The organism is Microbacterium binotii, from assembly GCF_021398715.1.
In the GTDB taxonomy this organism is placed as follows: domain Bacteria; phylum Actinomycetota; class Actinomycetes; order Actinomycetales; family Microbacteriaceae; genus Microbacterium; species Microbacterium binotii_A.
In genome coordinates, this window is sequence record NZ_CP090347.1 from 1,601,700 (window position 1) to 1,622,717 (window position 21,018).

The following is a 21,018-nucleotide window of genomic DNA, read 5'->3' on the forward strand; positions in this document are numbered from 1 at the left end:
GTCGTGGCATGCTCGAGGAATGCCTCTCATCGCACTCACCGGCGGGATCGCGTCCGGAAAATCGACCATCGCGCGTCGTCTCGCCGAGCGCGGCGCGGTCGTCGTCGATGCCGATGCCATCGTGCGTGAGGTGCAGACGGCGGGTTCCCCGGTGCTGGAGCGGATCGCGGCCGAGTTCGGGCCCGCGGTCATCCTGGGCGACGGTTCGCTGGATCGTGCCGCACTGGGCGCCATCGTCTTCTCCGATGAGGCGGCGAGGGAACGTCTGAACGCCATCGTGCATCCTGCGGTGCGACGAGCCTCGTCCGAACGATTCGCGCGCGCCTTCGCGGACGACCCCGATGCGGTGGTCGTCTACGACGTGCCGCTCTTGGTGGAGGCGCGTGTCGACGATCCGTGGGAGTCGATCGTCGTCGCCCACGCGCCGGCCTCGGTGCGTGAGCGCCGGCTCGTGGAGCTGCGCGGCGCGAGCGAGCGTGACGCCCGGGCGCGGATCGACGCCCAGGTCTCGGACGAGGAGCGCCTCGCGGTCGCCGATGTGGTGATCGACACGTCGGGTTCGCTCGCGGACACGCTCGCCCAGACCGACGAGCTGTGGGAGCGGCTGCGAGGCTGACCGCCCCGATGTCGGTGGGCCCGCCTACGCTGGAATGGTGCAGACCACACGATCCGTTCGCCCCTTCGAGGTCGTCAGCGAGTATGTCCCCTCCGGCGACCAGCCCGCAGCGATCGCCGACCTCGCCGCCCGTATCAACGCCGGCGAGACCGACGTGGTGCTGCTGGGCGCCACAGGCACGGGAAAGTCAGCCACGACCGCCTGGCTGATCGAGCAGGTGCAGCGTCCGACTCTCGTTCTCGCCCACAACAAGACGCTCGCCGCCCAGCTCGCCAACGAGTTCCGCGAGCTCATGCCGCACAACGCCGTCGAGTACTTCGTGTCGTACTACGACTACTACCAGCCTGAGGCGTACGTCCCGCAGACCGATACGTTCATCGAGAAGGACTCCTCGATCAACGCCGAGGTGGAGCGTCTGCGTCACTCCACCACGAACTCCCTGCTCAGCAGACGGGACGTCGTGGTGGTCTCCACGGTCTCGTGCATCTACGGTCTCGGTGCACCCGAGGAGTATCTGCGCGCCATGGTGGCACTCCAGGTGGGGGAGCGCTACGACCGCGACGCCCTCATCCGGCAGTTCATCGCGATGCAGTACAACCGCAACGACGTCGACTTCTCACGCGGCAACTTCCGCGTCCGCGGTGACACGATCGAGATCATCCCGGTCTACGAGGAGTACGCCATCCGCATCGAGCTCTTCGGCGACGAGATCGAGGCGCTGTACACCCTGCACCCGCTGACGGGCGAGATCGTCGAGCGGATGGACTCTGTGCCGATCTTCCCCGCGTCGCATTACGTCGCGGGGACGGATGTGGTGCAGCGCGCGATCGGCACGATCGAGACCGAGCTGGCCGAGCGGTTGAAGGAGTTCGAGTCGCAGGGCAAGCTGCTGGAGGCCCAGAGGCTGCGCATGCGCACGACTTTCGACCTCGAGATGCTGCAGCAGCTCGGGTTCTGCTCCGGCATCGAGAACTACTCGCGGCACATGGACGGCCGCGCCCCGGGGGAGCCGCCGCACACGCTGCTCGACTTCTTCCCGGACGACTTCCTCCTCGTGATCGACGAGTCCCACGTGACGGTGCCGCAGATCGGAGCGATGTACGAGGGCGATGCGTCGCGCAAGCGCACACTCGTGGAGCACGGTTTCCGGCTGCCTTCGGCGATGGACAACCGTCCGCTGCGGTGGGACGAGTTCAAGAACCGCGTCGGCCAGACGGTCTACCTGTCGGCGACACCCGGTCGGTACGAGATGGGTATCGCCGACGGCGTGGTGGAGCAGATCATCCGCCCCACCGGCCTCGTCGACCCCGAGATCGTGGTCAAGCCTTCCAAGGGGCAGATCGACGACCTGCTGGAAGAGATCCGGCTCCGGGTGGAGCGTGACGAACGCGTGCTGGTGACGACGCTGACCAAGAAGATGGCGGAGGAGCTCACCGACTTCCTCGGCGAGCACGGCGTCCGCGTGAGGTATCTGCACTCCGACGTCGACACGCTGCGACGTGTGGAGCTGCTCAGCGAGTTGCGGGCTGGCGTGTACGACGTGCTCGTGGGTATCAACCTGCTGCGCGAGGGTCTCGACCTGCCTGAGGTCTCGCTGGTATCGATCCTCGACGCCGACAAGGAGGGGTTCCTGCGCAGCGGAACATCATTGATCCAGACGATCGGCCGCGCCGCGCGCAACGTGTCCGGCCAGGTGCACATGTACGCCGACAAGATCACCGATTCGATGCGGAACGCGATCGATGAGACCGAGCGGCGCCGCGAGAAGCAGATCGCGTACAACACGGCGAATGGCATCGACCCGCAGCCCCTGCGCAAGAAGATCGCCGACATCACCGACGCGCTGATCCGTGAGGGCGCCGATACGAAGGCGATGCTCTCTCGCGATCCCAAGGGCAAGGGCAAGTCGCCCACGCCGAATCTGCGCCGTGAGGGTATCGCGGCCGAAGGCGCTGCGCAGCTAGAAGCGACGATCTCCGACCTGTCCGATCAGATGCTCGCGGCGGCCTCGGAACTGAAGTTCGAACTCGCCGCACGACTGCGTGACGAGGTCCAGGATCTGAAGAAGGAGCTCCGCGCAATGGAGCGCGCCGGTCACGCGTGATCGGGGCGTGCTGCGGGCTGCGTGTATCGACGCGCTGCGGGCCGATCAGGTGGCGCGAGGGGCGCCGGTCGTTCAGGGGCAGTGCATGATCGGCTTCGGCCCGGAGCGGTCGAACGTGTGCGTCGACATCGGCGCGCCGCACAGCGGGCACGGGCGTTCGGTGCGCACCGGCTCGGGGGCCGTCTCGTAGGGACCCACGGATGCCGGACCCGCCGCACGGATCAGGGTGCGATTGATCCAGGCGTACCAGCCGCCTGCCTCGCGCACGCGCTCTCGCAGTGGCGGACGAGGTTTGTTGTGTGCCATAACCATTAGTGTACTAATGAATCTGTAAGATGGAGCGATGACCGACGATCTGCTCCGGCTCGAGAACCAGCTCTGCTTCGCCCTGGTGACCGCGGCGCGCAACGTCGTCGCCATCTACCGGCCCGTGCTGGAACCGCTCGGTCTCACGCACCCGCAGTACCTCGTGCTGCTCGCCCTGTGGGAGCGATCGCCGCGCACTCTGGGGGAGTTGGCCGATGAGCTGGCGATGGAGCCGGCGACGCTCTCGCCGCTGCTGAAGCGCCTCGAGGCGCAGGGGAGGGTCACCCGCGCGCGTCGCGCCGACGACGAGCGCGTACTGGAGATCGGTCTCACCGACGGCGGCCGCGAACTCCGCGACGCCGCGGTCCGGGTGCCGAAGCAGATCATGGCGCGCGTGGGCATGGATGCCGCGCAGCTGGCGGCGCTGCGCGACGCACTCGCCCCCTTCGCCGGCCGACGGCCCGAGCTCTGAGCGCGCGTCCGTACACGATCGTGCGCTCTCGGCGAAGCTCGGAGCCCGTGTCCGTGGCCCTGCCTAGACTTGCGTGGTGCCCATTTCGCCTGTCTCCGAACTCGCCCACGACGCCGGAACTCTCAGTGTCCGTGGCGCCCGGGTCCACAACCTGCGCGGCGTCGACCTCGACATCCCCCGCGACTGCCTCGTCGTCTTCACGGGCCTTTCCGGGTCCGGCAAGTCGAGTCTCGCGTTCGACACGATCTTCGCCGAGGGGCAGCGTCGTTACGTCGAATCGCTGAGTTCGTACGCGCGTCAGTTCCTGGGACAGGTGGATCGCCCCGACGTCGACTTCATCGAGGGGTTGAGTCCCGCGGTGTCGATCGATCAGAAGTCCACCAACCGCAACCCCCGCTCGACGGTCGGCACGATCACCGAGATCCACGACTACATGCGCCTGCTCTGGGCGCGTATCGGTGTCCCGCACTGTCCCGAGTGCGGCGAGGTCATCCAGCGTCAGACGGTCCAGCAGATCGCGGACCAGCTGATGACGCTGCCCGAGCGCACGCGGTACCAGATCGTGGCGCCCGTGGTCACGCAGAAGAAGGGGGAGTTCGTCGACCTCTTCAAGGAGCTGAGTGCGAAGGGGTACGCGCGGGCCGTCGTCGACGGCGAGCTCGTCCAGCTCTCCGAGCCGCCCACGCTGAAGAAGAGCTACAAGCACGACATCGCGGTCGTCGTCGACCGGCTCGTCGCCAGCGCCGACATCCTCTCGCGCGTCACGGACTCGGTCGAGACGGCTCTCGGTCTCGCGGGTGGCGTGATGCAGGTGAACTTCGTCGACGAAGAGGGCGACGACGCATGGCAGAACTTCAGCGAGAAGCTCGCGTGCCCGAACGGTCACCCGCTGCAGCTCACCGAGATCGAGCCGCGGACGTTCTCGTTCAACGCTCCGTTCGGCGCGTGCCCGACCTGCTCGGGTCTCGGCACGCGGATGTCGGTCGACGTCGAGCTCATGCTCGGCGACGAAGACCTCTCCATCCGCGAGGGTGTGCTCGTGCCGTGGACGACCCAGGGCAAGGGGCTGTTCCAGTACTACGAACGCCTGCTCGAAGGGCTCTCGTCCGACCTCGGATTCTCGCTCGACACGCCCTGGCGCAAGCTCCCGCAGGACGTCAAGGATGCGGTGCTGCACGGCGACAACTTCAAGGTGTCCGTCAAGTGGAAGAACCGCTACGGCCGCGAGATGCGCTACACCTCGGGGTTCGAGGGCGTGGTTCCCTATATCGAGCGTCAGTACCAGCAGGCGGAGTCCGACAGCGCGCGTCAGCGGTGGGGCGAGTACCTCCGCGAGGTTCCGTGCCCGGTCTGCGACGGCACGCGCTTGAAGCCCGAGGTGCTCGCGGTCAAGGTGCACGGCCACTCGATCGCCGACGCCTCCAGCCTCAGCCTCATCGATGCGCAGGGCTTCTTCGACGGCCTCGAGCTGACGGATCGAGAGGCGAAGATCGCCGCCGCCGTGCTGCGCGAGATCCGTGCCCGTCTGAACTTCCTCATTCAGGTCGGGCTCACGTACCTGAGTCTGTCCCGCGCGGCGGGCTCCCTCTCCGGCGGTGAGGCACAACGCATCCGGCTCGCGACGCAGATCGGCTCCGGCCTCACGGGCGTGCTCTACGTGCTCGACGAGCCCTCGATCGGCCTTCATCAGCGTGACAACCGTCGACTCATCGAGACGCTGCTGGCGCTCAAGAACCTCGGTAACACGCTCATCGTCGTCGAGCACGACGAGGAGACCATTCAGGCTGCGGACTGGATCGTCGACATCGGCCCGCGCGCGGGCGTCGAGGGCGGACGCGTGGTGCACTCCGGCACGTACCCGCAGCTCCTCGAGGAACCCGAGTCGCTCACCGCTGCCTACCTCTCCGGTCGACGCTCCATCGCCGTGCCGACCAAGCGTCGCAAGATCGACAAGAAGCGCCAGATCTCGGTCGTGGGCGCGCGCGAGAACAACCTCAAGAACGTCACGGCGACATTCCCCCTGGGCGTGCTGACCGCCGTCACCGGCGTCAGCGGCTCCGGCAAGTCGTCGCTTGTCAACGGAATCCTCTACGAGGTGCTCGCGTCGCGGCTCAACGGGGCGCGCCGCGTTCCCGGCAAGCACACGCGGGTGACCGGTCTGGAGAACCTGGACAAGGTCGTGCACGTCGATCAGGCCCCGATCGGTCGTACGCCGCGGTCGAACCCGGCCACCTACACGGGCGTGTTCGACCGCATCCGGACGCTGTTCGCGGAGACCCTCGAAGCCAAGGCGCGCGGCTATCAGGCCGGACGCTTCAGCTTCAACGTCAAGGGAGGGCGCTGTGAGGCGTGCTCCGGTGACGGAACGATCAAGATCGAGATGAACTTCCTTCCCGACGTGTACGTCGACTGCGAGGTGTGCCACGGTCAGCGCTACAACCGCGACACGCTCACGGTGCACTACAAGGGCAAGAACATCGCCGAGGTCCTGCAGATGCCGATCGCCGAGGCGGCGGAGTTCTTCGAGCCGATCCAGGCCATCCATCGCTATCTCAAGACGCTCGTCGATGTGGGACTCGGATACGTCCGTCTCGGGCAGTCCGCCACGACGCTGTCGGGCGGTGAGGCGCAGCGGGTGAAGCTCGCGACCGAGCTTCAGCGCCGCTCGAACGGGCGCAGCATCTACGTGCTCGACGAGCCGACGACGGGACTGCACTTCGAAGATGTGAGTCGACTCCTCGAGGTGCTGAACAGCCTCGTCGACAAGGGCAACACCGTCATCGTGATCGAGCACAACCTCGACGTGATCAAGTCGGCCGACTGGGTGATCGACCTCGGCCCCGAGGGGGGCTCCGGCGGGGGGACGATCGTTGCGACCGGCACGCCGGAGCAGGTCGCCCAGGTGACCGAGAGCCACACCGGCGCGTTCCTCGCGGAGGTGCTGGGCGTCGCCGAGCAGCGCAAGGCCGGCTGAGCGTGCTGCCCTATCGCCCCAAGCAGGGGGAGATCCCCACGAGTCCGGGGGTCTATCGCTTCCGTGACGCCGAGGGCCGCATCCTCTACGTCGGCAAGGCGAAGAACCTGCGCGCGCGGCTGTCGAACTACTTCGCTCCACTGCACACCCTGCACGAGCGCACGCGCCGCATGGTCACGACCGCGACATCGGTCGAGTGGACCGTCGTCGGCAGCGACGTCGAGGCGTTGCAGCTGGAGTACATGTGGATCCAGGAGTTCTCGCCGACGTTCAACGTGCGTTACAAGGACGACAAGTCCTACCCGTACATGGCGATCACCCTGGCGGATGAGGCGCCACGGGTCATCGTCACGCGCAACCGTCGGATCAAGGGCGCCAAGTACTTCGGGCCGTATCCGAAGGTCTGGGCCGTCCACGACGTGATCGACCTGATGATCAAGGTCTTCCCGATCCGGACGTGTTCGGATGCGTCGTACAAGAAGGCGATGGCGACGGGACGCCCCTGCTTCCCCGGGCAGATCGGCCGCTGCGGCGGTCCGTGCTCCATGAAGGTCACGATCGAGGAGCATCGCGCGATCGTCGACGACTTCATCGCCTTCATGGCCGGCGGAGATCAGCGCTTCGCTCGGGCCCTGACCGCCCGGATGCGCGAGGCCGCCGCAGCGATGGACTACGAGGCTGCCGCCGGGTACCGCGACAAACTGCAAGCGATCGAGGCCGTGCTGGGCAAGAGCGCGTTGGTGCTCTCCGACGACACGGATGCCGATCTCTTCGGCATCGCCGAGGACGAGTTGGCCGCCGCGGTGCAGCATTTCGTCGTCCGGGGTGGACGCGTGCGCGGTGTGCGCGCGACCACGATCGAGAAGGAGATCGATATCTCCGGCGCCGAGCTCGTGGACCAGGTTCTCCAGCGGACGTACGGGGATGCGGCCGCCACCGACATCCCGAAGCAGGTGCTCGTGCCGGCCCTTCCGGACGACGTGGCCGAACTCGAGCAGTGGTTGCGGGACAAGCGCGGCAAGAACGTCACGATCCAAGTCGCCCAGCGCGGCGGCAAAGCCGATCTTATGCGCACCGCGACCCTCAACGCGCAGCAGGCGCTCATGCTCCACAAGACCCGGCGCACGAGCGACTACGTCGCCCGGACGCAGGCGTTGACCGACCTCCAGGAGGCGCTGGGGCTCGCGACGGCGCCGTTGCGCATCGAGTGCTTCGACGTCTCGCATCTTGCCGGCACCAACGTGGTGGCGTCCATGGTCGTGTTCGAGGACGGCTTGCCGCGCAAGGACCAGTACCGGTCTTTCTCGGTCGCGGAGACGACGGACGACACGGACTCGCTGTACCAGGTCCTGACCCGCCGCCTCGCCCACCTCGATCGGCCCGAGGACGCCGACGACATCGAGATCGCCGCCGCGGCGATCGATGCCGAACAGGCATCCGCCGACGGCGAAGTCGCGACCGTGCGCAAGCGTCCGAGGTTCGCCTACCCGCCCCAACTGCTGATCGTGGACGGCGGCCAGCCCCAGGTCGCGGCCGCTGCACGGGCGCTCGAGGAGTCCGGTCACACCGAGATCGCGCTGTGCGGCATCGCCAAGCGACTGGAGGAGATCTGGCTGCCCGGGGAGGAGTATCCCGTCATCCTGCCCCGTACCTCCGAGGCGCTCTATCTCGTTCAGCGCCTTCGCGACGAGGCGCACCGGTTCGCGATCACGCACCAGCGCAAACGCCGTCGCCGGGACATCTCCAGTGTGCTGGAGGAGGTGCCCGGTCTCGGTGCCGCGCGCATCCGGGCCCTGCTTCGTCACTTCGGCTCGGTCACGGCACTGCGCGGAGCGACCGTGGAGCAGATCGCCGAACTCCCCGGCATCGGGCCGAAGCTCGCGACGGCCGTGCATGAGCACCTGACGAGTCGATAGTCTGGGCGAGGCGAACAGGGGAGACGGATGACGGACCCGGACACGGCGAACACCGGCGAGGTGCTGATCGTCACCGGCATGTCGGGCGCGGGGCGCTCGACCGTCGCGAACGCTCTTGAAGACCTCGATTGGTACGTGGTCGACAACCTCCCGCCCCAGATGCTGCGTCCGTTGCTCGAGCTGTCAGAGCTGGCCGGGGGCGCGGTTCCACGAGTCGCCGTGGTCGTGGACGTACGCGGGCGGGAGCTGTTCGGGCGCGTGCCCGAGATCGCCGACGCTCTTCGCGCGCATCGACGGCTGCGCATCGTCTTCCTCGACGCCAGCGACGAGGTGCTGGTGCGGAGGTTCGAGGCCGTGCGGCGGCCGCATCCGCTGCAGAGCACGGGGACGATCGTCGATGGGATCCACCGCGAGCGTCAGCGCCTGGCGCCGTTGCGCGAGAGCGCCGATCTGATCATCGACACCTCGTCGTACAACATCCACCAGCTCACCACGCGAGTGGCCGAGCTGTTCTCCGCCGAGGGAAGTCCGTTGCACACCGTTTCGGTCATGAGCTTCGGGTTCAAGTACGGCCTTCCGGTGGATGCGGATCTCGTCGCCGATATGCGCTTCCTGCCCAATCCGTACTGGACCGACGAGCTGCGCTCGCTCACCGGCGAGGACGAGGCTGTGCGCGACTTCGTGCTCTCGCAGCCCGGAGCGCGCGAGTTCCTGGACGCGTACACGGCGGCGTTGGCTCCCGTCATCGCCGGGTATCAGCGGGAGAACAAGCGGCACTCGATCATCGCGATCGGCTGCACGGGCGGCAAGCACCGGTCCGTCGTCATGGCGCGGGAGATCGCTGCACGATTGTCCGAGATGCCGGATGTGGCCGTCGGCGTCACACATCGGGACCTGGGGCGAGAGTAGGCTGGAACGTCGTCCCGTTCCCCATTCCCACAAGGAGTACCGTGCCGCTGACCGCCGATGTGAAGGCCGAACTGATCGCCGGTCGCGATCCGCGTCCGAGTGCCCGAGTGGCCGAGTTGACCGCCATCCTGCGGTTCGCCGGTGGGCTTCACGCGATCGCGGGTCGCGTCGCCGTCGAGGCGGAGGTCGATTCCGAGGCCCTCGCGCGACGTGTGGCCCGCGAATTGGTCGACCTGTACGGTGTGCGGCCCGAGCTCGCACACGTGCAGGGGACTTCCGGACGTCCGGGGACCACGTATGCGGTGCGTGTGATCGACGGCGGTGAGACCCTCGCCCGTCAGACGGGTCTGCTCGACCAGCGCCGCCGCCAGGTGCGCGGGTTGCCGAACCGCCTCACCACGGGTGCTCGCCACGACCTCGCGGCGATCTGGCGGGGTGCGTTCCTCGCGGCGGGGAGCCTCAGCGACCCCGGCCGCTCCGCGGCGCTCGAGATCGCGTGTCCGTCCGGTGAGGCCGCGATGGCCCTGGTGGGCGCCGCCCACCGCATCGGGATCGCCGCCAAAGCGCGCGAGGTGCGCGGCCTCCCGCGCGTGGTCGTTCGCGAAGGCGATGCGATCCGCGCCGTGCTGCACGAGATGGGCGCGCGTCGTGCCGCTCAGGAGTGGGAGCAGTTGCGGCAGCGTCGCGAGGTGCGTGCGGGGGTCAACCGCCTCGTGAACTTCGACGACGCCAACCTGCGCCGCTCCGCTCAGGCCGCCGTAGCCGCGTGCGCGCGCGTCGAGCGCGCGCTCGAGATCCTCGGGGACACCGTGCCCGAGCATCTGCGCGCGGCCGGCGAGCTCCGTCTCGCGCACCGCGATGCGAGCCTGGACGAGCTCGGCCACCACGCCGACCCGCCGTTGACCAAGGATGCCGTCGCCGGCCGCATCCGCCGTCTGCTCGCGATGGCCGACAAGAAGGCCGAGACCGAGGGACTGCCGGACACCGAGTCCGCCGTGCCCGCCGCCGCCAAGGACTGATCAGTCCCACGCGCAGTCGTCATCCAAGGAATCAACCCCTGCCTGGCGCGGTTCTCCCTCAGTAGGATGAAGGCGTCATCCCCGCATCGCCGAGGCGTTCGGCGCTGCGCCCGACAGGAGGAAGAGAACATGGCGAAGTACACGCTGCCCGAGCTCCCTTACGACTATGCCGCGCTTGAGCCGAGCATCAGCGCGACGATCATGGAGCTGCACCACAGCAAGCATCACCAGGCCTACGTCACCGGCGCGAACACCGCGCTGGAGCAGCTGGCGGAGGCCCGCGACAGCGGAAACCTCGCGAACGTGAACAAGCTCGAGAAGGACCTCGCGTTCAACCTCGGCGGTCACACCAACCACTCGATCTTCTGGACGAACCTCTCGCCCAACGGCGGCGACAAGCCGACCGGCGAGCTCGAGGCCGCCATCGACGACCACTTCGGGTCGTTCGACAAGTTCCAGGCCCACTTCACGGCGGCGGCTCTCGGCGTGCAGGGCTCGGGCTGGGCGGGTCTGTTCTGGGATTCGATCGGTGAGAACCTCATCATCCAGCAGTTCTTCGACCAGCAGTCGCAGTTCGCCGCGGGCAGCGTTCCGCTCCTGCTGCTGGACGTCTGGGAGCACGCGTACTACCTCGATTACAAGAACGTCCGCGCCGACTACGTGAAGGCGTTCTGGAACATCGCCGACTGGTCCAACGTCCAGTCCCGCTTTGTTACGGCGCGAGAGAAGACGGCAGGCCTGCTGGTAGGGTCATGATCAGGTGAGGATGCCTCGGAGCCCTCGCCGTGCGGGGGCTCCGGCATCCCCCTCTCCGAGTCGATGCGCACCCACGCATGGCTCACCCCGGGAGGACAACCCGGGATGGAAAAGGCGCTGCGGCGCGACGAGAAAACGGGAGACACCGTGTCTGTCAAGATCGGCATCAACGGCTTCGGCCGCATCGGACGCAACTACCTGCGCGCAGCGCTCGCGCAGGGTGCGGACCTGGACATCGTGGCGGTGAACGACCTCACCGACAACAAGACTCTGGCTCACCTGCTCAAGTACGACTCCATCACGGGTCGTCTGGACGCAGAGGTCACGTACGACGAAGACTCGATCACCGTCGGTGGTCACAAGATCAAGGTGCTCGCTGAGCGCGACCCCGCCAACCTCCCCTGGGGCGAGCTGGGTGTCGACATCGTCATCGAGTCCACCGGCCGCTTCACCAAGGCGGAAGACGCCAAGAAGCACATCGCCGGCGGCGCGAAGAAGGTTCTCATCTCGGCCCCCGCGACCGGTGACGACGTCACCATCGTCATGGGCGTCAACGAGGGCGACTACAACCCCGAGACCGACGTCATCATCTCGAACGCGTCGTGCACCACGAACTGCCTCGCCCCGCTGGCGAAGGTGTTCAACGACAACTTCGGTATCGAGCGCGGTCTCATGACCACGGTCCACGCCTACACGGCCGACCAGAACCTGCAGGACGGCCCCCACAGCGACCTGCGTCGCGCGCGCGCCGCCGCGATCAACATCGTCCCGACCTCCACGGGCGCCGCGAAGGCCATCGGCCTGGTGCTGCCCGAGCTCAAGGGCAAGCTCGACGGGTTCGCGCTGCGCGTGCCCGTGCCCACCGGGTCCATCACCGACCTCACGGTCGAGGCGTCGCGCGAGGTCACGGTCGACGAGATCAAGGCCGCGTACAAGGCCGCGGCCGAGGGTCCCCTCAAGGGCATCCTCAAGTACACCGAGGACGAGATCGTCTCGAGCGACATCGTCACCGACCCGCACTCGTCGATCTTCGACGCCGGCCTGCTGCGCGTCATCGGCAACCAGGTGAAGCTCTCGAGCTGGTACGACAACGAGTGGGGTTACTCCAACCGTCTCGTCGACCTGACCGAGTACGTCGCCGAGCGTCTCTGATCCACACCATGGCACTGCGCACCCTCGATTCGCTGGGGTCGCTCGCAGGCCGCCGCGTCGTCGTCCGTGCTGACCTCAACGTTCCTCTCAAGGACGGGGTCATCACGGACGACGGTCGCGTGCGGGCTACGCTGCCGACCCTCAACGCCCTGATCAATCAGGGCGCCCGTGTCGTCGTCTGCTCCCATCTGGGGCGTCCTGACGGCGAACCCAACCCGAAGTACAGCCTCGAGCCGGTCGCGCAGCGCCTGTCCGAGCTTCTCGGAAAGCCCGTCGCCTTCGCACGCGACACCGTCGGCGTCTCGGCGCAGGAGGCGGTTGCCTCGCTCGCCGACGGCGACGTCGCCATCATCGAGAACCTCCGCTTCAACCCCGGAGAGACCTCGAAGGATGCGGGTGAGCGTCGCGCCTTCGCGCAGGAGCTCGCCGCGCTCGGTGACGCTCTCGTCTCCGACGGGTTCGGTGTCGTGCACCGCAAGCAGGCCAGCGTCTACGAGCTCGCGGAGCTCCTGCCCTCGGCTGCGGGCCTGCTGATCGAGAAGGAGGTCGACGTCCTCGACCGCCTGACCGAGAACCCCGAGCGGCCGTACGCGGTCGTGCTCGGCGGGTCGAAGGTGAGCGACAAGCTCGGCGTCATCGAGCATCTCCTGCCCCGCGTGGATACGCTGCTCGTCGGCGGAGGCATGATGTTCACCTTCCTCGCGGCCCTCGGCCACAAGGTGGGTGCGAGCCTGCTCGAGAAGGACCAGATCGACACGGTCAAGGGCTACCTGGCCGCTGCCGAGGAGCGTGGCGTGAAGATCGTCCTTCCGGTGGATGCTGTCGTGGCGGCATCCTTCTCGGCCGATGCGGATCACGTGGTGGCCGCGGTCGACGCCCTGGAAGACACCCCGTTCGGCGCCTCCGGTCTGGGCCTGGACATCGGACCGGAGACGGCGAAGACGTTTGCGGCGGTGATCGCTGCGAGCAAGACCGTGTTCTGGAACGGGCCGATGGGCGTGTTCGAGATGGCGGCGTTCGCCGACGGCACCCGCGCGGTCGCGAAGGCGCTGACGGAGGTCGACGGACTGTCGGTCGTGGGCGGGGGAGACTCCGCCGCGGCGGTCCGCCAGCTCGGCTTCCGTGACGATCAGTTCGGCCACATCTCCACCGGCGGTGGCGCCAGCCTCGAGTTCCTCGAGGGCAAGAAGCTTCCCGGACTGGAGGTCCTCGGATGGCAGTGACACGTACCCCGCTCATCGCGGGCAACTGGAAGATGAATCTCGACCACCTGCAGGCGGTCGCGCTCGTTCAGAAGCTCTACTGGACTCTGAAGGACGCGAAGCACGAGCAGGACAGCGTCGAGGTCGCCGTCTTCCCGCCGTTCACGGATCTGCGCACGGTGCAGACGCTGATCGACGCCGACAAGATCCCGTTCGCCCTCGGCGCGCAGGACCTGTCGACGCACGACTCGGGCGCCTACACGGGCGAGATCTCCGGTGCCTTCCTGGCCAAGCTCGACGCGAAGTACGTGATCATCGGTCACTCCGAGCGTCGTGAGTACCACAACGAAACGGACGAGGTCGTCGCCGCCAAGGTGCAGGCGGCCCTCCGCCACGGACTGAGCCCGGTCATCTGCGTCGGCGAGACGGCGGAGGACCTGGAGAAGTTCGGCGCGAGCGCCGTGCCGGTCGGGCAGCTGCGGGTCGCTCTCGAGGGCATTTCGGCCGATGCCGACGTGGTCGTCGCGTACGAGCCCGTCTGGGCCATCGGCTCCGGCCAGGCTGCTACGCCCGAGCAGGCGCAGGATGTGTGCGCGACGCTCCGCGGTGTCGTGGCCGAGGTACTGGGCGAGGAGGCCGGTCGGCGCACCCGTGTCCTGTACGGCGGCTCCGTGAAGTCCAGCAACATCGCCACGTTCATGCGTCAGCCCGACGTGGACGGCGCGCTCGTGGGTGGTGCCAGCCTGGTCGCCGAAGAGTTCGCGGCGATCATCCGCTACCAGAAGCACGTCGGGGTCTGATCTCGGCCGTGAGACGGGGCGCGGCCCCGTCTCACGGCTCAGGTCGGCCCGATGGCTATACTTGTACCTTGTGCGATCTCGGGATCGCCAAGAAGGGTGACGAACACAGTGCAGATCCTCGAGTTCGTGCTCCAGGTGCTTCTCGGCATCACGAGCCTGCTGCTGACGCTGCTGATCCTGCTCCACAAGGGGCGCGGTGGCGGACTGTCCGACATGTTCGGAGGCGGTATGAGTTCATCCCTGGGCTCCTCGGGCCTCGCCGAGCGCAATCTGAACCGCTTCACGATCGTTCTCGCGCTCGTCTGGTTCATCTCGATCGTGGCCCTCGGCCTGGTCACCAAGTTCACCGGACTGGTCTGATCATGGCGACCGGGGGAAACGCGATCCGGGGTACCCGCGTGGGCGCGGGACCTATGGGTGAGCAGGACCATGGCTATCACGCCGACCGCGTGGCCGTGTCGTACTGGGATGCCCTCGGAAACGAGACGGTGCGCTACTTCGCCGCCGGCATCGCCGAGGAGGAGATCCCGGACACGATCGACTCGCCGCATTCGGGTCTTCCGGCCGGCCGCGACCAGGCGAACCCGCCCGCCCTGGCCAAGCCCGAGCCCTACAAGACACACCTCGCCTACGTGAAGGAGCGTCGCACGGACGACGAGGCCGAACAGCTCCTCGATGAGGCGCTTCACAAGCTGCGCGAGCGCCGCGGCCAGGACTGATCCACCGCTGACATGAGAGGAGCCCCGGTCATCGACCGAGGCTCCTCTCATGTCGTCAGTAGTCGCTGTCGATCAGCTCGGGCGGCACCTTCGCTGCGGCAGCCTCATCGACGAAGAAGACGGTGCGCTTGCGTCCCTTCGCACCGGCAGCGGGAACGCTCTGATAACTGGCGCCCGCAAGAGCGAGGCCGAGGACGGACGCCTTGTCGGGGCCGACGAGAACCAGCCACACGCGCTTGGCGGAGTTGATCACCGGCCGGGTCACGGTGATCCGCTCTGGAGGAGGCTTCGGCGCATCGCGGACGGCCAGCGCCGCGCGATCGGTCACCTGGATCTCGCCACGATCGGGGAAGAGCGAAGCGATGTGCGCGTCCGGACCGACCCCGAGGAAGCAGACGTCGAACGACGGCCATGCGCCGACGGTCGGATCCGCGAACCGGGCGAGCTCGGCCTCGTAGGCCGCAGCCGCATCCTCGATACTGAGACCGTCGTCGCTCGCGGCCATGGTGTGCACGTTCTCCGCCGGGACCGGGATGCGATCGAGCAGAGCGACGAACGCCTCGGCGTCGTTGCGGTCCTCGGATCCGCGCGGGACGAAACGCTCATCACTCCACCAGAAGTGGACGAGAGACCAGTCGACTTCGTGGCACCGCGGGTTCTCGGCGACAGCCGCGAGAACGCGCCCCCCCATCGACCCGCCGGTCAACGAGATGTGGGCCGGCTTCCCTTCCATGACACGCTTCGCGATCCGACTGAGGAGGCGACGGGCCACAGCGCGCGCGATCCGATCGGGGTCCGAGCGGACGACGACCTGCTTCTCGGTGACCTCGGGCATCATGCTCCTCGTATCAGTGCTCGATGAGGGCACTGCCCTCGGTGACGACGCGACCGTACAACAGGTCGGCATCCAGTCGTCGCAGCTCCTCGGCCAGGCATTCGCGCAGGGACCGCCGTGGGAAGGCCAACTCGTGACTGGGCTGTCCCGGCTGCGTCAGTACTGCCGTCAGCGCATCGGGGCGTTCGAGCACGATGTCTCCACTGGCACGCGTGAGCCGCACGGACTTGATGCCGCTTGCCCATTCGTCGCTGTCCAGATAGCGCCAGGTCACGTCGACCTTCAGCTGAAGACGGAGCCAGGCCGCCAGGAGGGGAGTGGAAGGCGAGTCGCCGCCTCCCAGGACTTCCACGGCGGTGATCGGCTCGTAGGGAGGCTGGTCCAACACCGCCGCGAGCTGCTCACGCCAGCGGGTGAGGCGGGTCCAGGCGAGATCGGTGTCGCCGGGTGCATAGTGTCCGCCGAGGTTCAGCACCCACTCGTGCGGGTCGCTCTGCATCGCCGCGTCGGTGATGCGGCGCTGCGCGATCTTGCCGATATCGGAGCGGGAGGGGACCTCAGGAGTATCCGCGGGCCACCACGCGACGACGGGGGCGTCGGGAAGGAGGAGACCGGTCACCAGGCTCTCGGCGTTCGAGCCCGCGGGCCCGTGCGCGTGCAGGAGGATGACCTCGCTCGCACCGGCGTCGCCGCCGACACGGATCTCCGCATCCAAGCGCGGCTCCGCCTTCGGGTTGTCGAGCATCAGCACGATGACCCGCATGGGGTGCTCGCGGGACGCGTCGTTCGCCGCTTCGATCGCCTCCTCCTCGATGCCGCGGCGCGTCGCGATGATGAGCGTCAGGACGCGGCCGAGTGCGACCGCCCCGCCCTCTTCGCGGACGTTGACCAGGGCGCGGGAGATCTTGCTGACGGTGGTGTCGGGCAGATCGATGATCACGGGCGCCTCCAGGTGCGACCATCGCGGGCGAGCAGATCGTCCGCGGACTGCGGTCCCCATGAACCGGGGGAGTACTGTTCGAGCGGGCCGGACTGCTCCGACCAGAATTTCTCGATCGGGTCGAGGATCTTCCAGCTGAGCTCCACCTCTTCATGGCGGGGGAACAACGGCGGATCGCCCAGGAGCACGTCGAGGATGAGACGCTCATAGGCTTCGGGGCTCGCTTCGGTGAAAGCGTGGCCGTAGCCGAAGTCCATCGTCACGTCGCGCACCTGCATGTCGGCACCCGGAACCTTGGATCCGAAACGGATGGTGACGCCCTCATCGGGCTGCACCCGGATCACCAGCGCGTTCTGGCCGAGGCCATCGGTCTGGCTGCGACCGAACAGATGCTCGGGGGCACGCTTGAAGACGACGGCGATCTCGGTCACCCGGCGACCGAGGCGCTTCCCGGCACGCAGATAGAACGGGACACCTGCCCACCGGCGCGTGTTGATGTCGAGCTTGATGGCGGCATAGGTCTCGGTCGTCGAGTCGGCGGCCATGCCGTCTTCCTCGAGGAAGCCGAGCACCTTCTCGCCGCCCTGCCAGCCACCGGCGTACTGTCCGCGCGCGGTGGCCGTGGACAGATCATCGGGCAGCGTCACCGCTGCGAGCACCTTCTCCTTCTCGGCGCGCAGCTGCGCAGCGTCGAAGGTGATGGGCTCTTCCATGGCCGTGAGCGCGAGGAGCTGGAGCAGGTGGTTCTGAATGACGTCGCGCGCGGCGCCGATCCCGTCGTAGTAGCCGGCTCGCCCGCCCACTCCGATGTCTTCAGCCATCGTGATCTGAACGTGATCGACGTAGTTGCGGTTCCAGATGGGCTCGTAGAGCTCGTTCGCGAAGCGCAGCGCCAGGATGTTCTGGACCGTCTCCTTACCCAGGTAGTGGTCGATGCGGAAGATCGAATCGGCGGGGAAGGCGGAGCGCACGACGTCGTTCAGTTCACGAGCCGACTCGAGGTCGTGGCCGAAGGGCTTCTCGATCACCACTCGGCGCCAGCGGTCCGCGCCGTCGGCGGTGTCGTCGACGAGGCCGGACGCCTTGAGCTGTTCCGCGACGATCGGGAAGTCGCGCGGCGGGATCGACAGGTAGTACGCGTGGTTGCCCATCGTGCCGCGTTCCACATCGAGCTTCTCGACGGTCTCGCGAAGGCGACGGAACGCATCCAGGTCGTCGAACTGACCCTGCACGAAGCGGATGCCCTGTAGCAGCTGCTCCCATGTCTCGTCCCGGAACTCGGTGCGCGCGTACTGCTTCACCGCGTCGCGGACGACCTCGGCGAAGTCCTCGTCCTCCCAGTCGCGGCGAGCGAATCCGACCAGTCCGAACCCGGGCGGCAGCAGACCGCGGTTGGCGAGGTCGTATACGGCCGGCATGAGCTTCTTGCGGGACAGGTCGCCTGTCACGCCGAAGATCACGAGGGCGCTGGGGCCAGCGATCCGACTGAGGCGTCGGTCATCCGGGTCGCGGAGGGGGTTGTGCCCCCGCGAGATCTCGGCAGTCATCGAGAATGTTCTCCTACTGGGCGGCATCGAACAGCGCGAGCACATCGGCTTGCGCGTCGACGAGGGTGAGCGTGACGACCGGGCGCGCGTGCTCGTCGGACAGCACGGATGCATCGCCGGCGGCCTGCGCGGCGATCAGTTCGCCGAAGGTGAAGGGACGGCCGGGGATGGCCAGATCGGTGCGGGGATGCTGCAAGATCTGCAGGAACACACCGTTGGCGGGACCGCCCTTGTGGTACTGACCGGTGGAGTGCAAGAACCGTGGACCCCACCCGAAGGTCGTGGGGCGCGCGGAGTCGGCAGCGACGAGCTCACGAAGCCCCTCGATCGGCGCGAGGTCTCGCCGGTCGACGTATGCCTGCAGCGCCACGTATCCGTTCTCGGGAATACGGGCCCAGAGGGCATCGAGGACTCCGCTCAACGTGCCGCTGGCCGCGAGCGACGGGTCGGACACTCGGACCTCGATGCCGTCCTGCTCGAAGACGGCGGGGGTGGGCTCGGGGCGGTTGTCCAAGAGGGCGCGAGCGGCCACCTTCGCGGCTTCCACATCCGGCTGATCGAAGGGATTGATGCTCAGCATCCGCCCGGCGATCGCCGTCGCGTACTCCCACACGACGAACTGCGCGCCGAGGGACCCGGCGACGAGGATCTCACCGCGGTGGTGCTCGAACAGGTGATCATGGCGCACGTCGTCGACGAGGCGCAGCAGCCGCAGGTCGGCGGGGGTGTCCTCGACCTCGGGGGAGACCGGGAGCAGGACGACGGGCAGGATGCCGGTGCCGTTCTTACCGGTCGATTCCGCGACGAGCTGCTCGATCCACCCCGGCAGGCCCACGATATGGGTGCCGTCGGTGATCAGGCCCAGCTTGTCCTTGCGCGCAGCACCGCCACCGGCGATGGCCGCCGCGAGGACGAGCGCGGGATTGCGAGGATCGTCGATGGCGACCTCGAGAAGCGTCGCCTCGGCCTCGTTGAGCAGCTCGTCGATGTCCACACCGGCGAGACCCGCAGGTACGAGCCCGAATGCGGTCAGCGCCGAATAGCGCCCGCCGACGGTGGGGTCTGCGGTGAAAAGACGGTAGCCGTCGGCATCAGCGGACTCGGCGAGCGGCGAACCGGGGTCCGTGACGACGACGATGCGGCTCGCCGGGTCGATTCCCGCTGCGCGGTAGGCCGCCTCGAACGCGCGCTTGGCGGAGTCCGTCTCGATCGTGGAGCCGGACTTCGACGACACGACGAGAGCGGTCTGCGCGAGACCGCCGGCCTCGGCGTCGCCGCCGATGGCGGCCGCGACCTCACCGGGGGCGGTGGAGTCCAGGACGACAAGGGGGACACCCGCCGTGGCGGCGATCACTTCTGGAGCGAGGGACGAGCCGCCCATTCCGGCCAGCACGATACGGGTGACACCGTCGGCGCGCAGAACCTCGCGAAGCGTCACGATCTCCTCGACCAGCGGCCGGGACACGGTGACGGCCTGCACCCAGCCGAGTCGCCCGGCGGCATCCGCGGCGGCGCCCGGACCCCAGAGGTCCGGGTCGCCGGCCGTGATGCCGGAGGCGATCAGAGAGTCGACGAGCGCGGGGAGCTCCGCCTCGACCACGTCGCGGACGTCGCCGCTGACGTGGATGTCGAAGCTCATCGCGCGGCCTTGAGCGCCGTCTCCACCGTCTCCTGCAGCTCGTGCCAGGACACGATGAACTTCTCGACGCCCTCGTCCTCGAGCGTCTGGGTGACGTCGGCGAAGTCGACGCCCACCGCGGCGAGCTGGTCGAAGAAGGTGTGAGCCGCGTCGATGTTGCCCGTGATGGTGTCGCCCTCGATGACGCCGTGGTCGAACGTGGCCTCGAGCGTCTTCTCGGGCATGGTGTTGACCGTGCCGGCTGCGACGAGTTCGGTCACATACAGCGTGTCGGGCAGGGCGGGATCCTTGACTCCCGTCGAGGCCCAGAGCGGGCGCTGCAGATTCGCGCCGGCCTCGAGCAGGGCCTGCGCACGGGGAGATCCGAACTCTCGCTCGAACAGCTCGTACGCGAGGCGCGCGTTGGCGAGACCCGCTTGCGACAGAAGCGCGGTCGCCTCGTCGGTGCCGATGGCCTTCAGGCGCTTGTCCACCTCGGTGTCCACACGCGAGACGAAGAACGACGCCACCGACTGCAGGCCGGAGATGTCGATGCCCGCGTCACGCGCCTTCTCGAGCCCGGACAGGTACGCGTCGATGACAGCGGCGTAGCGCTCCAGGCTGAAGATGAGCGTGACGTTGACCGAGATGCCTGCGCCGATGACCTCGGTGATCGCCGGCAGCCCCGCCTTGGTCGCGGGGATCTTGATCAGCGCGTTGGGGCGGTCGACCTTGGCCCACAGTTCCTTGGCCTGGGCCACGGTCGCAGCGGTGTCGTGGGCGAGGTCGGGGGAGACCTCGATCGACACGCGCCCATCGACACCATTCGTGGCGTCGTACACGGGGCGGAAGATGTCCGACGCTGCCTGCACGTCGTCCGTCGTGATCTCGAAGATCGCCGTGTCGACGTCCGCACCGGCAGCGGCGAGGGTGGCGACCTGCTCGGCGTACGCCTCGCCCTTCGAGAGAGCGCCGGCGAAGATCGTCGGGTTGGTGGTCACACCGGAGACCGTGCGGTCAGAGATCAGCGCGCTGAGGTTGCCCGTGGTGATGCGCTCACGCGAGAGGTCGTCGAGCCAGATGCTGACGCCCGCCGCAGCGAGCTGTTCGGTAGGGGTGCTCATTTTGTTGCT

General features: G+C 67.7%; 19 protein-coding genes. 13 read left to right on the forward strand and 6 right to left on the reverse strand.

All coding sequences use genetic code 11. The features are described from left to right. Positions 1–19 precede the first annotated feature (19 nt). Together coaE and uvrB are read left to right on the forward strand one after the other, a co-directional pair. Complete coding sequence (gene coaE, locus LXM64_RS08065; protein WP_234075374.1) at positions 20–616, forward strand: dephospho-CoA kinase; 597 nt, start codon at positions 20–22, stop codon at positions 614–616. A gap of 37 nt (positions 617–653) precedes the next feature. After that, a complete protein-coding gene (gene uvrB / locus LXM64_RS08070) occupies positions 654–2,720 on the forward strand; it encodes an excinuclease ABC subunit UvrB (protein ID WP_137417068.1) in 2,067 nt (688 codons plus the stop codon). A gap of 72 nt (positions 2,721–2,792) precedes the next feature. On the opposite strand, the gene LXM64_RS08075 is transcribed toward uvrB, so the two are convergent. Continuing rightward, positions 2,793–3,032, reverse strand: a complete 240-nt coding sequence (locus LXM64_RS08075) for a hypothetical protein (RefSeq protein ID WP_137417067.1) — start codon at positions 3,030–3,032, stop codon at positions 2,793–2,795. Positions 3,033–3,063: 31 nt separating this feature from the next. Here LXM64_RS08075 and LXM64_RS08080 point away from each other — a divergent pair, with 31 nt between their 5' ends. The 11 genes from LXM64_RS08080 to LXM64_RS08130 all read left to right on the forward strand — a co-directional run bounded on the left by LXM64_RS08080 (position 3,064) and on the right by LXM64_RS08130 (position 14,945). Further along, the gene (locus LXM64_RS08080) at positions 3,064–3,498 is read left to right on the forward strand and encodes a MarR family winged helix-turn-helix transcriptional regulator (RefSeq protein WP_234075376.1); all 435 of its coding nucleotides are present in this window, start codon (positions 3,064–3,066) and stop codon (positions 3,496–3,498) included. A 76-nt stretch (positions 3,499–3,574) separates the two neighbouring features. Beyond that, a complete protein-coding gene (gene uvrA, locus LXM64_RS08085) occupies positions 3,575–6,472 on the forward strand; it encodes an excinuclease ABC subunit UvrA (RefSeq protein ID WP_419144862.1) in 2,898 nt (965 codons plus the stop codon). A 2-nt stretch (positions 6,473–6,474) separates the two neighbouring features. Further along, the gene (uvrC, locus tag LXM64_RS08090) at positions 6,475–8,388 is read left to right on the forward strand and encodes an excinuclease ABC subunit UvrC (protein WP_234075378.1); all 1,914 of its coding nucleotides are present in this window, start codon (positions 6,475–6,477) and stop codon (positions 8,386–8,388) included. A 27-nt stretch (positions 8,389–8,415) separates the two neighbouring features. Then, complete coding sequence (gene rapZ, locus LXM64_RS08095) at positions 8,416–9,297, forward strand: RNase adapter RapZ (protein WP_137417064.1); 882 nt, start codon at positions 8,416–8,418, stop codon at positions 9,295–9,297. A gap of 41 nt (positions 9,298–9,338) precedes the next feature. Continuing rightward, the gene (gene whiA / locus LXM64_RS08100) at positions 9,339–10,316 is read left to right on the forward strand and encodes a DNA-binding protein WhiA (RefSeq protein WP_234075379.1); all 978 of its coding nucleotides are present in this window, start codon (positions 9,339–9,341) and stop codon (positions 10,314–10,316) included. 129 nt (positions 10,317–10,445) lie between these two features. After that, on the forward strand, positions 10,446–11,072 hold the full coding sequence (locus LXM64_RS08105) for a superoxide dismutase (protein WP_137417062.1): 627 nt from the start codon (positions 10,446–10,448) through the stop codon (positions 11,070–11,072). Between the two features lie 147 nt (positions 11,073–11,219). Next, a complete protein-coding gene (gap, locus tag LXM64_RS08110; RefSeq protein WP_137417061.1) occupies positions 11,220–12,224 on the forward strand; it encodes a type I glyceraldehyde-3-phosphate dehydrogenase in 1,005 nt (334 codons plus the stop codon). Positions 12,225–12,232: 8 nt separating this feature from the next. Continuing rightward, the gene (locus tag LXM64_RS08115; protein ID WP_234075380.1) at positions 12,233–13,447 is read left to right on the forward strand and encodes a phosphoglycerate kinase; all 1,215 of its coding nucleotides are present in this window, start codon (positions 12,233–12,235) and stop codon (positions 13,445–13,447) included. After that, positions 13,438–14,226 (forward strand): triose-phosphate isomerase, encoded by a 789-nt coding sequence (gene tpiA, locus LXM64_RS08120; protein WP_137417059.1) that lies wholly within the window; start codon positions 13,438–13,440, stop codon positions 14,224–14,226. Before LXM64_RS08115 ends, tpiA begins: the two co-directional genes overlap by 10 nt. Before the next feature lie 108 nt (positions 14,227–14,334). Continuing rightward, positions 14,335–14,586, forward strand: coding sequence for a preprotein translocase subunit SecG (secG, locus tag LXM64_RS08125; protein WP_137419120.1), 252 nt, complete (start codon positions 14,335–14,337; stop codon positions 14,584–14,586). 2 nt (positions 14,587–14,588) lie between these two features. Beyond that, positions 14,589–14,945 (forward strand): RNA polymerase-binding protein RbpA, encoded by a 357-nt coding sequence (locus LXM64_RS08130; protein WP_137417058.1) that lies wholly within the window; start codon positions 14,589–14,591, stop codon positions 14,943–14,945. A gap of 55 nt (positions 14,946–15,000) precedes the next feature. Here LXM64_RS08130 and pgl read toward each other — a convergent pair whose 3' ends face one another. From pgl to tal, 5 genes are read right to left on the reverse strand one after another with little or no spacing between them, the layout of a single operon-like run. Further along, positions 15,001–15,780: a 6-phosphogluconolactonase gene (pgl, locus tag LXM64_RS08135; RefSeq protein WP_234075381.1), complete on the reverse strand. Its 780-nt coding sequence runs from the start codon at positions 15,778–15,780 to the stop codon at positions 15,001–15,003. A gap of 13 nt (positions 15,781–15,793) precedes the next feature. Continuing rightward, a complete protein-coding gene (locus tag LXM64_RS08140; protein ID WP_137417056.1) occupies positions 15,794–16,720 on the reverse strand; it encodes a glucose-6-phosphate dehydrogenase assembly protein OpcA in 927 nt (308 codons plus the stop codon). Continuing rightward, a complete protein-coding gene (gene zwf, locus LXM64_RS08145; protein WP_234075382.1) occupies positions 16,717–18,267 on the reverse strand; it encodes a glucose-6-phosphate dehydrogenase in 1,551 nt (516 codons plus the stop codon). Before zwf ends, LXM64_RS08140 begins: the two co-directional genes overlap by 4 nt. A 13-nt stretch (positions 18,268–18,280) precedes the next feature. Next, positions 18,281–19,906, reverse strand: coding sequence for a glucose-6-phosphate isomerase (locus LXM64_RS08150; protein WP_234075383.1), 1,626 nt, complete (start codon positions 19,904–19,906; stop codon positions 18,281–18,283). Further along, a complete protein-coding gene (gene tal / locus LXM64_RS08155; RefSeq protein ID WP_234075384.1) occupies positions 19,903–21,009 on the reverse strand; it encodes a transaldolase in 1,107 nt (368 codons plus the stop codon). Before tal ends, LXM64_RS08150 begins: the two co-directional genes overlap by 4 nt. Positions 21,010–21,018: the final 9 nt, after the last annotated feature.

Bases quoted from the DNA above. Each gene is read 5' to 3' on its own strand.
- LXM64_RS08130 (WP_137417058.1), top strand. From the start codon at position 14,589: ATGGCGACCGGGGGAAACGCGATCCGGGGTACCCGCGTGGGCGCGGGA.
- pgl (WP_234075381.1), bottom strand. From the start codon at position 15,780: ATGCCCGAGGTCACCGAGAAGCAGGTCGTCGTCCGCTCGGACCCCGAT.
- LXM64_RS08080 (WP_234075376.1), top strand. From the start codon at position 3,064: ATGACCGACGATCTGCTCCGGCTCGAGAACCAGCTCTGCTTCGCCCTG.
- LXM64_RS08150 (WP_234075383.1), bottom strand. From the start codon at position 19,906: ATGAGCTTCGACATCCACGTCAGCGGCGACGTCCGCGACGTGGTCGAG.
- LXM64_RS08075 (WP_137417067.1), bottom strand. From the start codon at position 3,032: ATGGTTATGGCACACAACAAACCTCGTCCGCCACTGCGAGAGCGCGTG.
- rapZ (WP_137417064.1), top strand. From the start codon at position 8,416: ATGACGGACCCGGACACGGCGAACACCGGCGAGGTGCTGATCGTCACC.
- tal (WP_234075384.1), bottom strand. From the start codon at position 21,009: ATGAGCACCCCTACCGAACAGCTCGCTGCGGCGGGCGTCAGCATCTGG.
- LXM64_RS08115 (WP_234075380.1), top strand. From the start codon at position 12,233: ATGGCACTGCGCACCCTCGATTCGCTGGGGTCGCTCGCAGGCCGCCGC.
- zwf (WP_234075382.1), bottom strand. From the start codon at position 18,267: ATGACTGCCGAGATCTCGCGGGGGCACAACCCCCTCCGCGACCCGGAT.
- tpiA (WP_137417059.1), top strand. From the start codon at position 13,438: ATGGCAGTGACACGTACCCCGCTCATCGCGGGCAACTGGAAGATGAAT.
- LXM64_RS08105 (WP_137417062.1), top strand. From the start codon at position 10,446: ATGGCGAAGTACACGCTGCCCGAGCTCCCTTACGACTATGCCGCGCTT.
- coaE (WP_234075374.1), top strand. From the start codon at position 20: ATGCCTCTCATCGCACTCACCGGCGGGATCGCGTCCGGAAAATCGACC.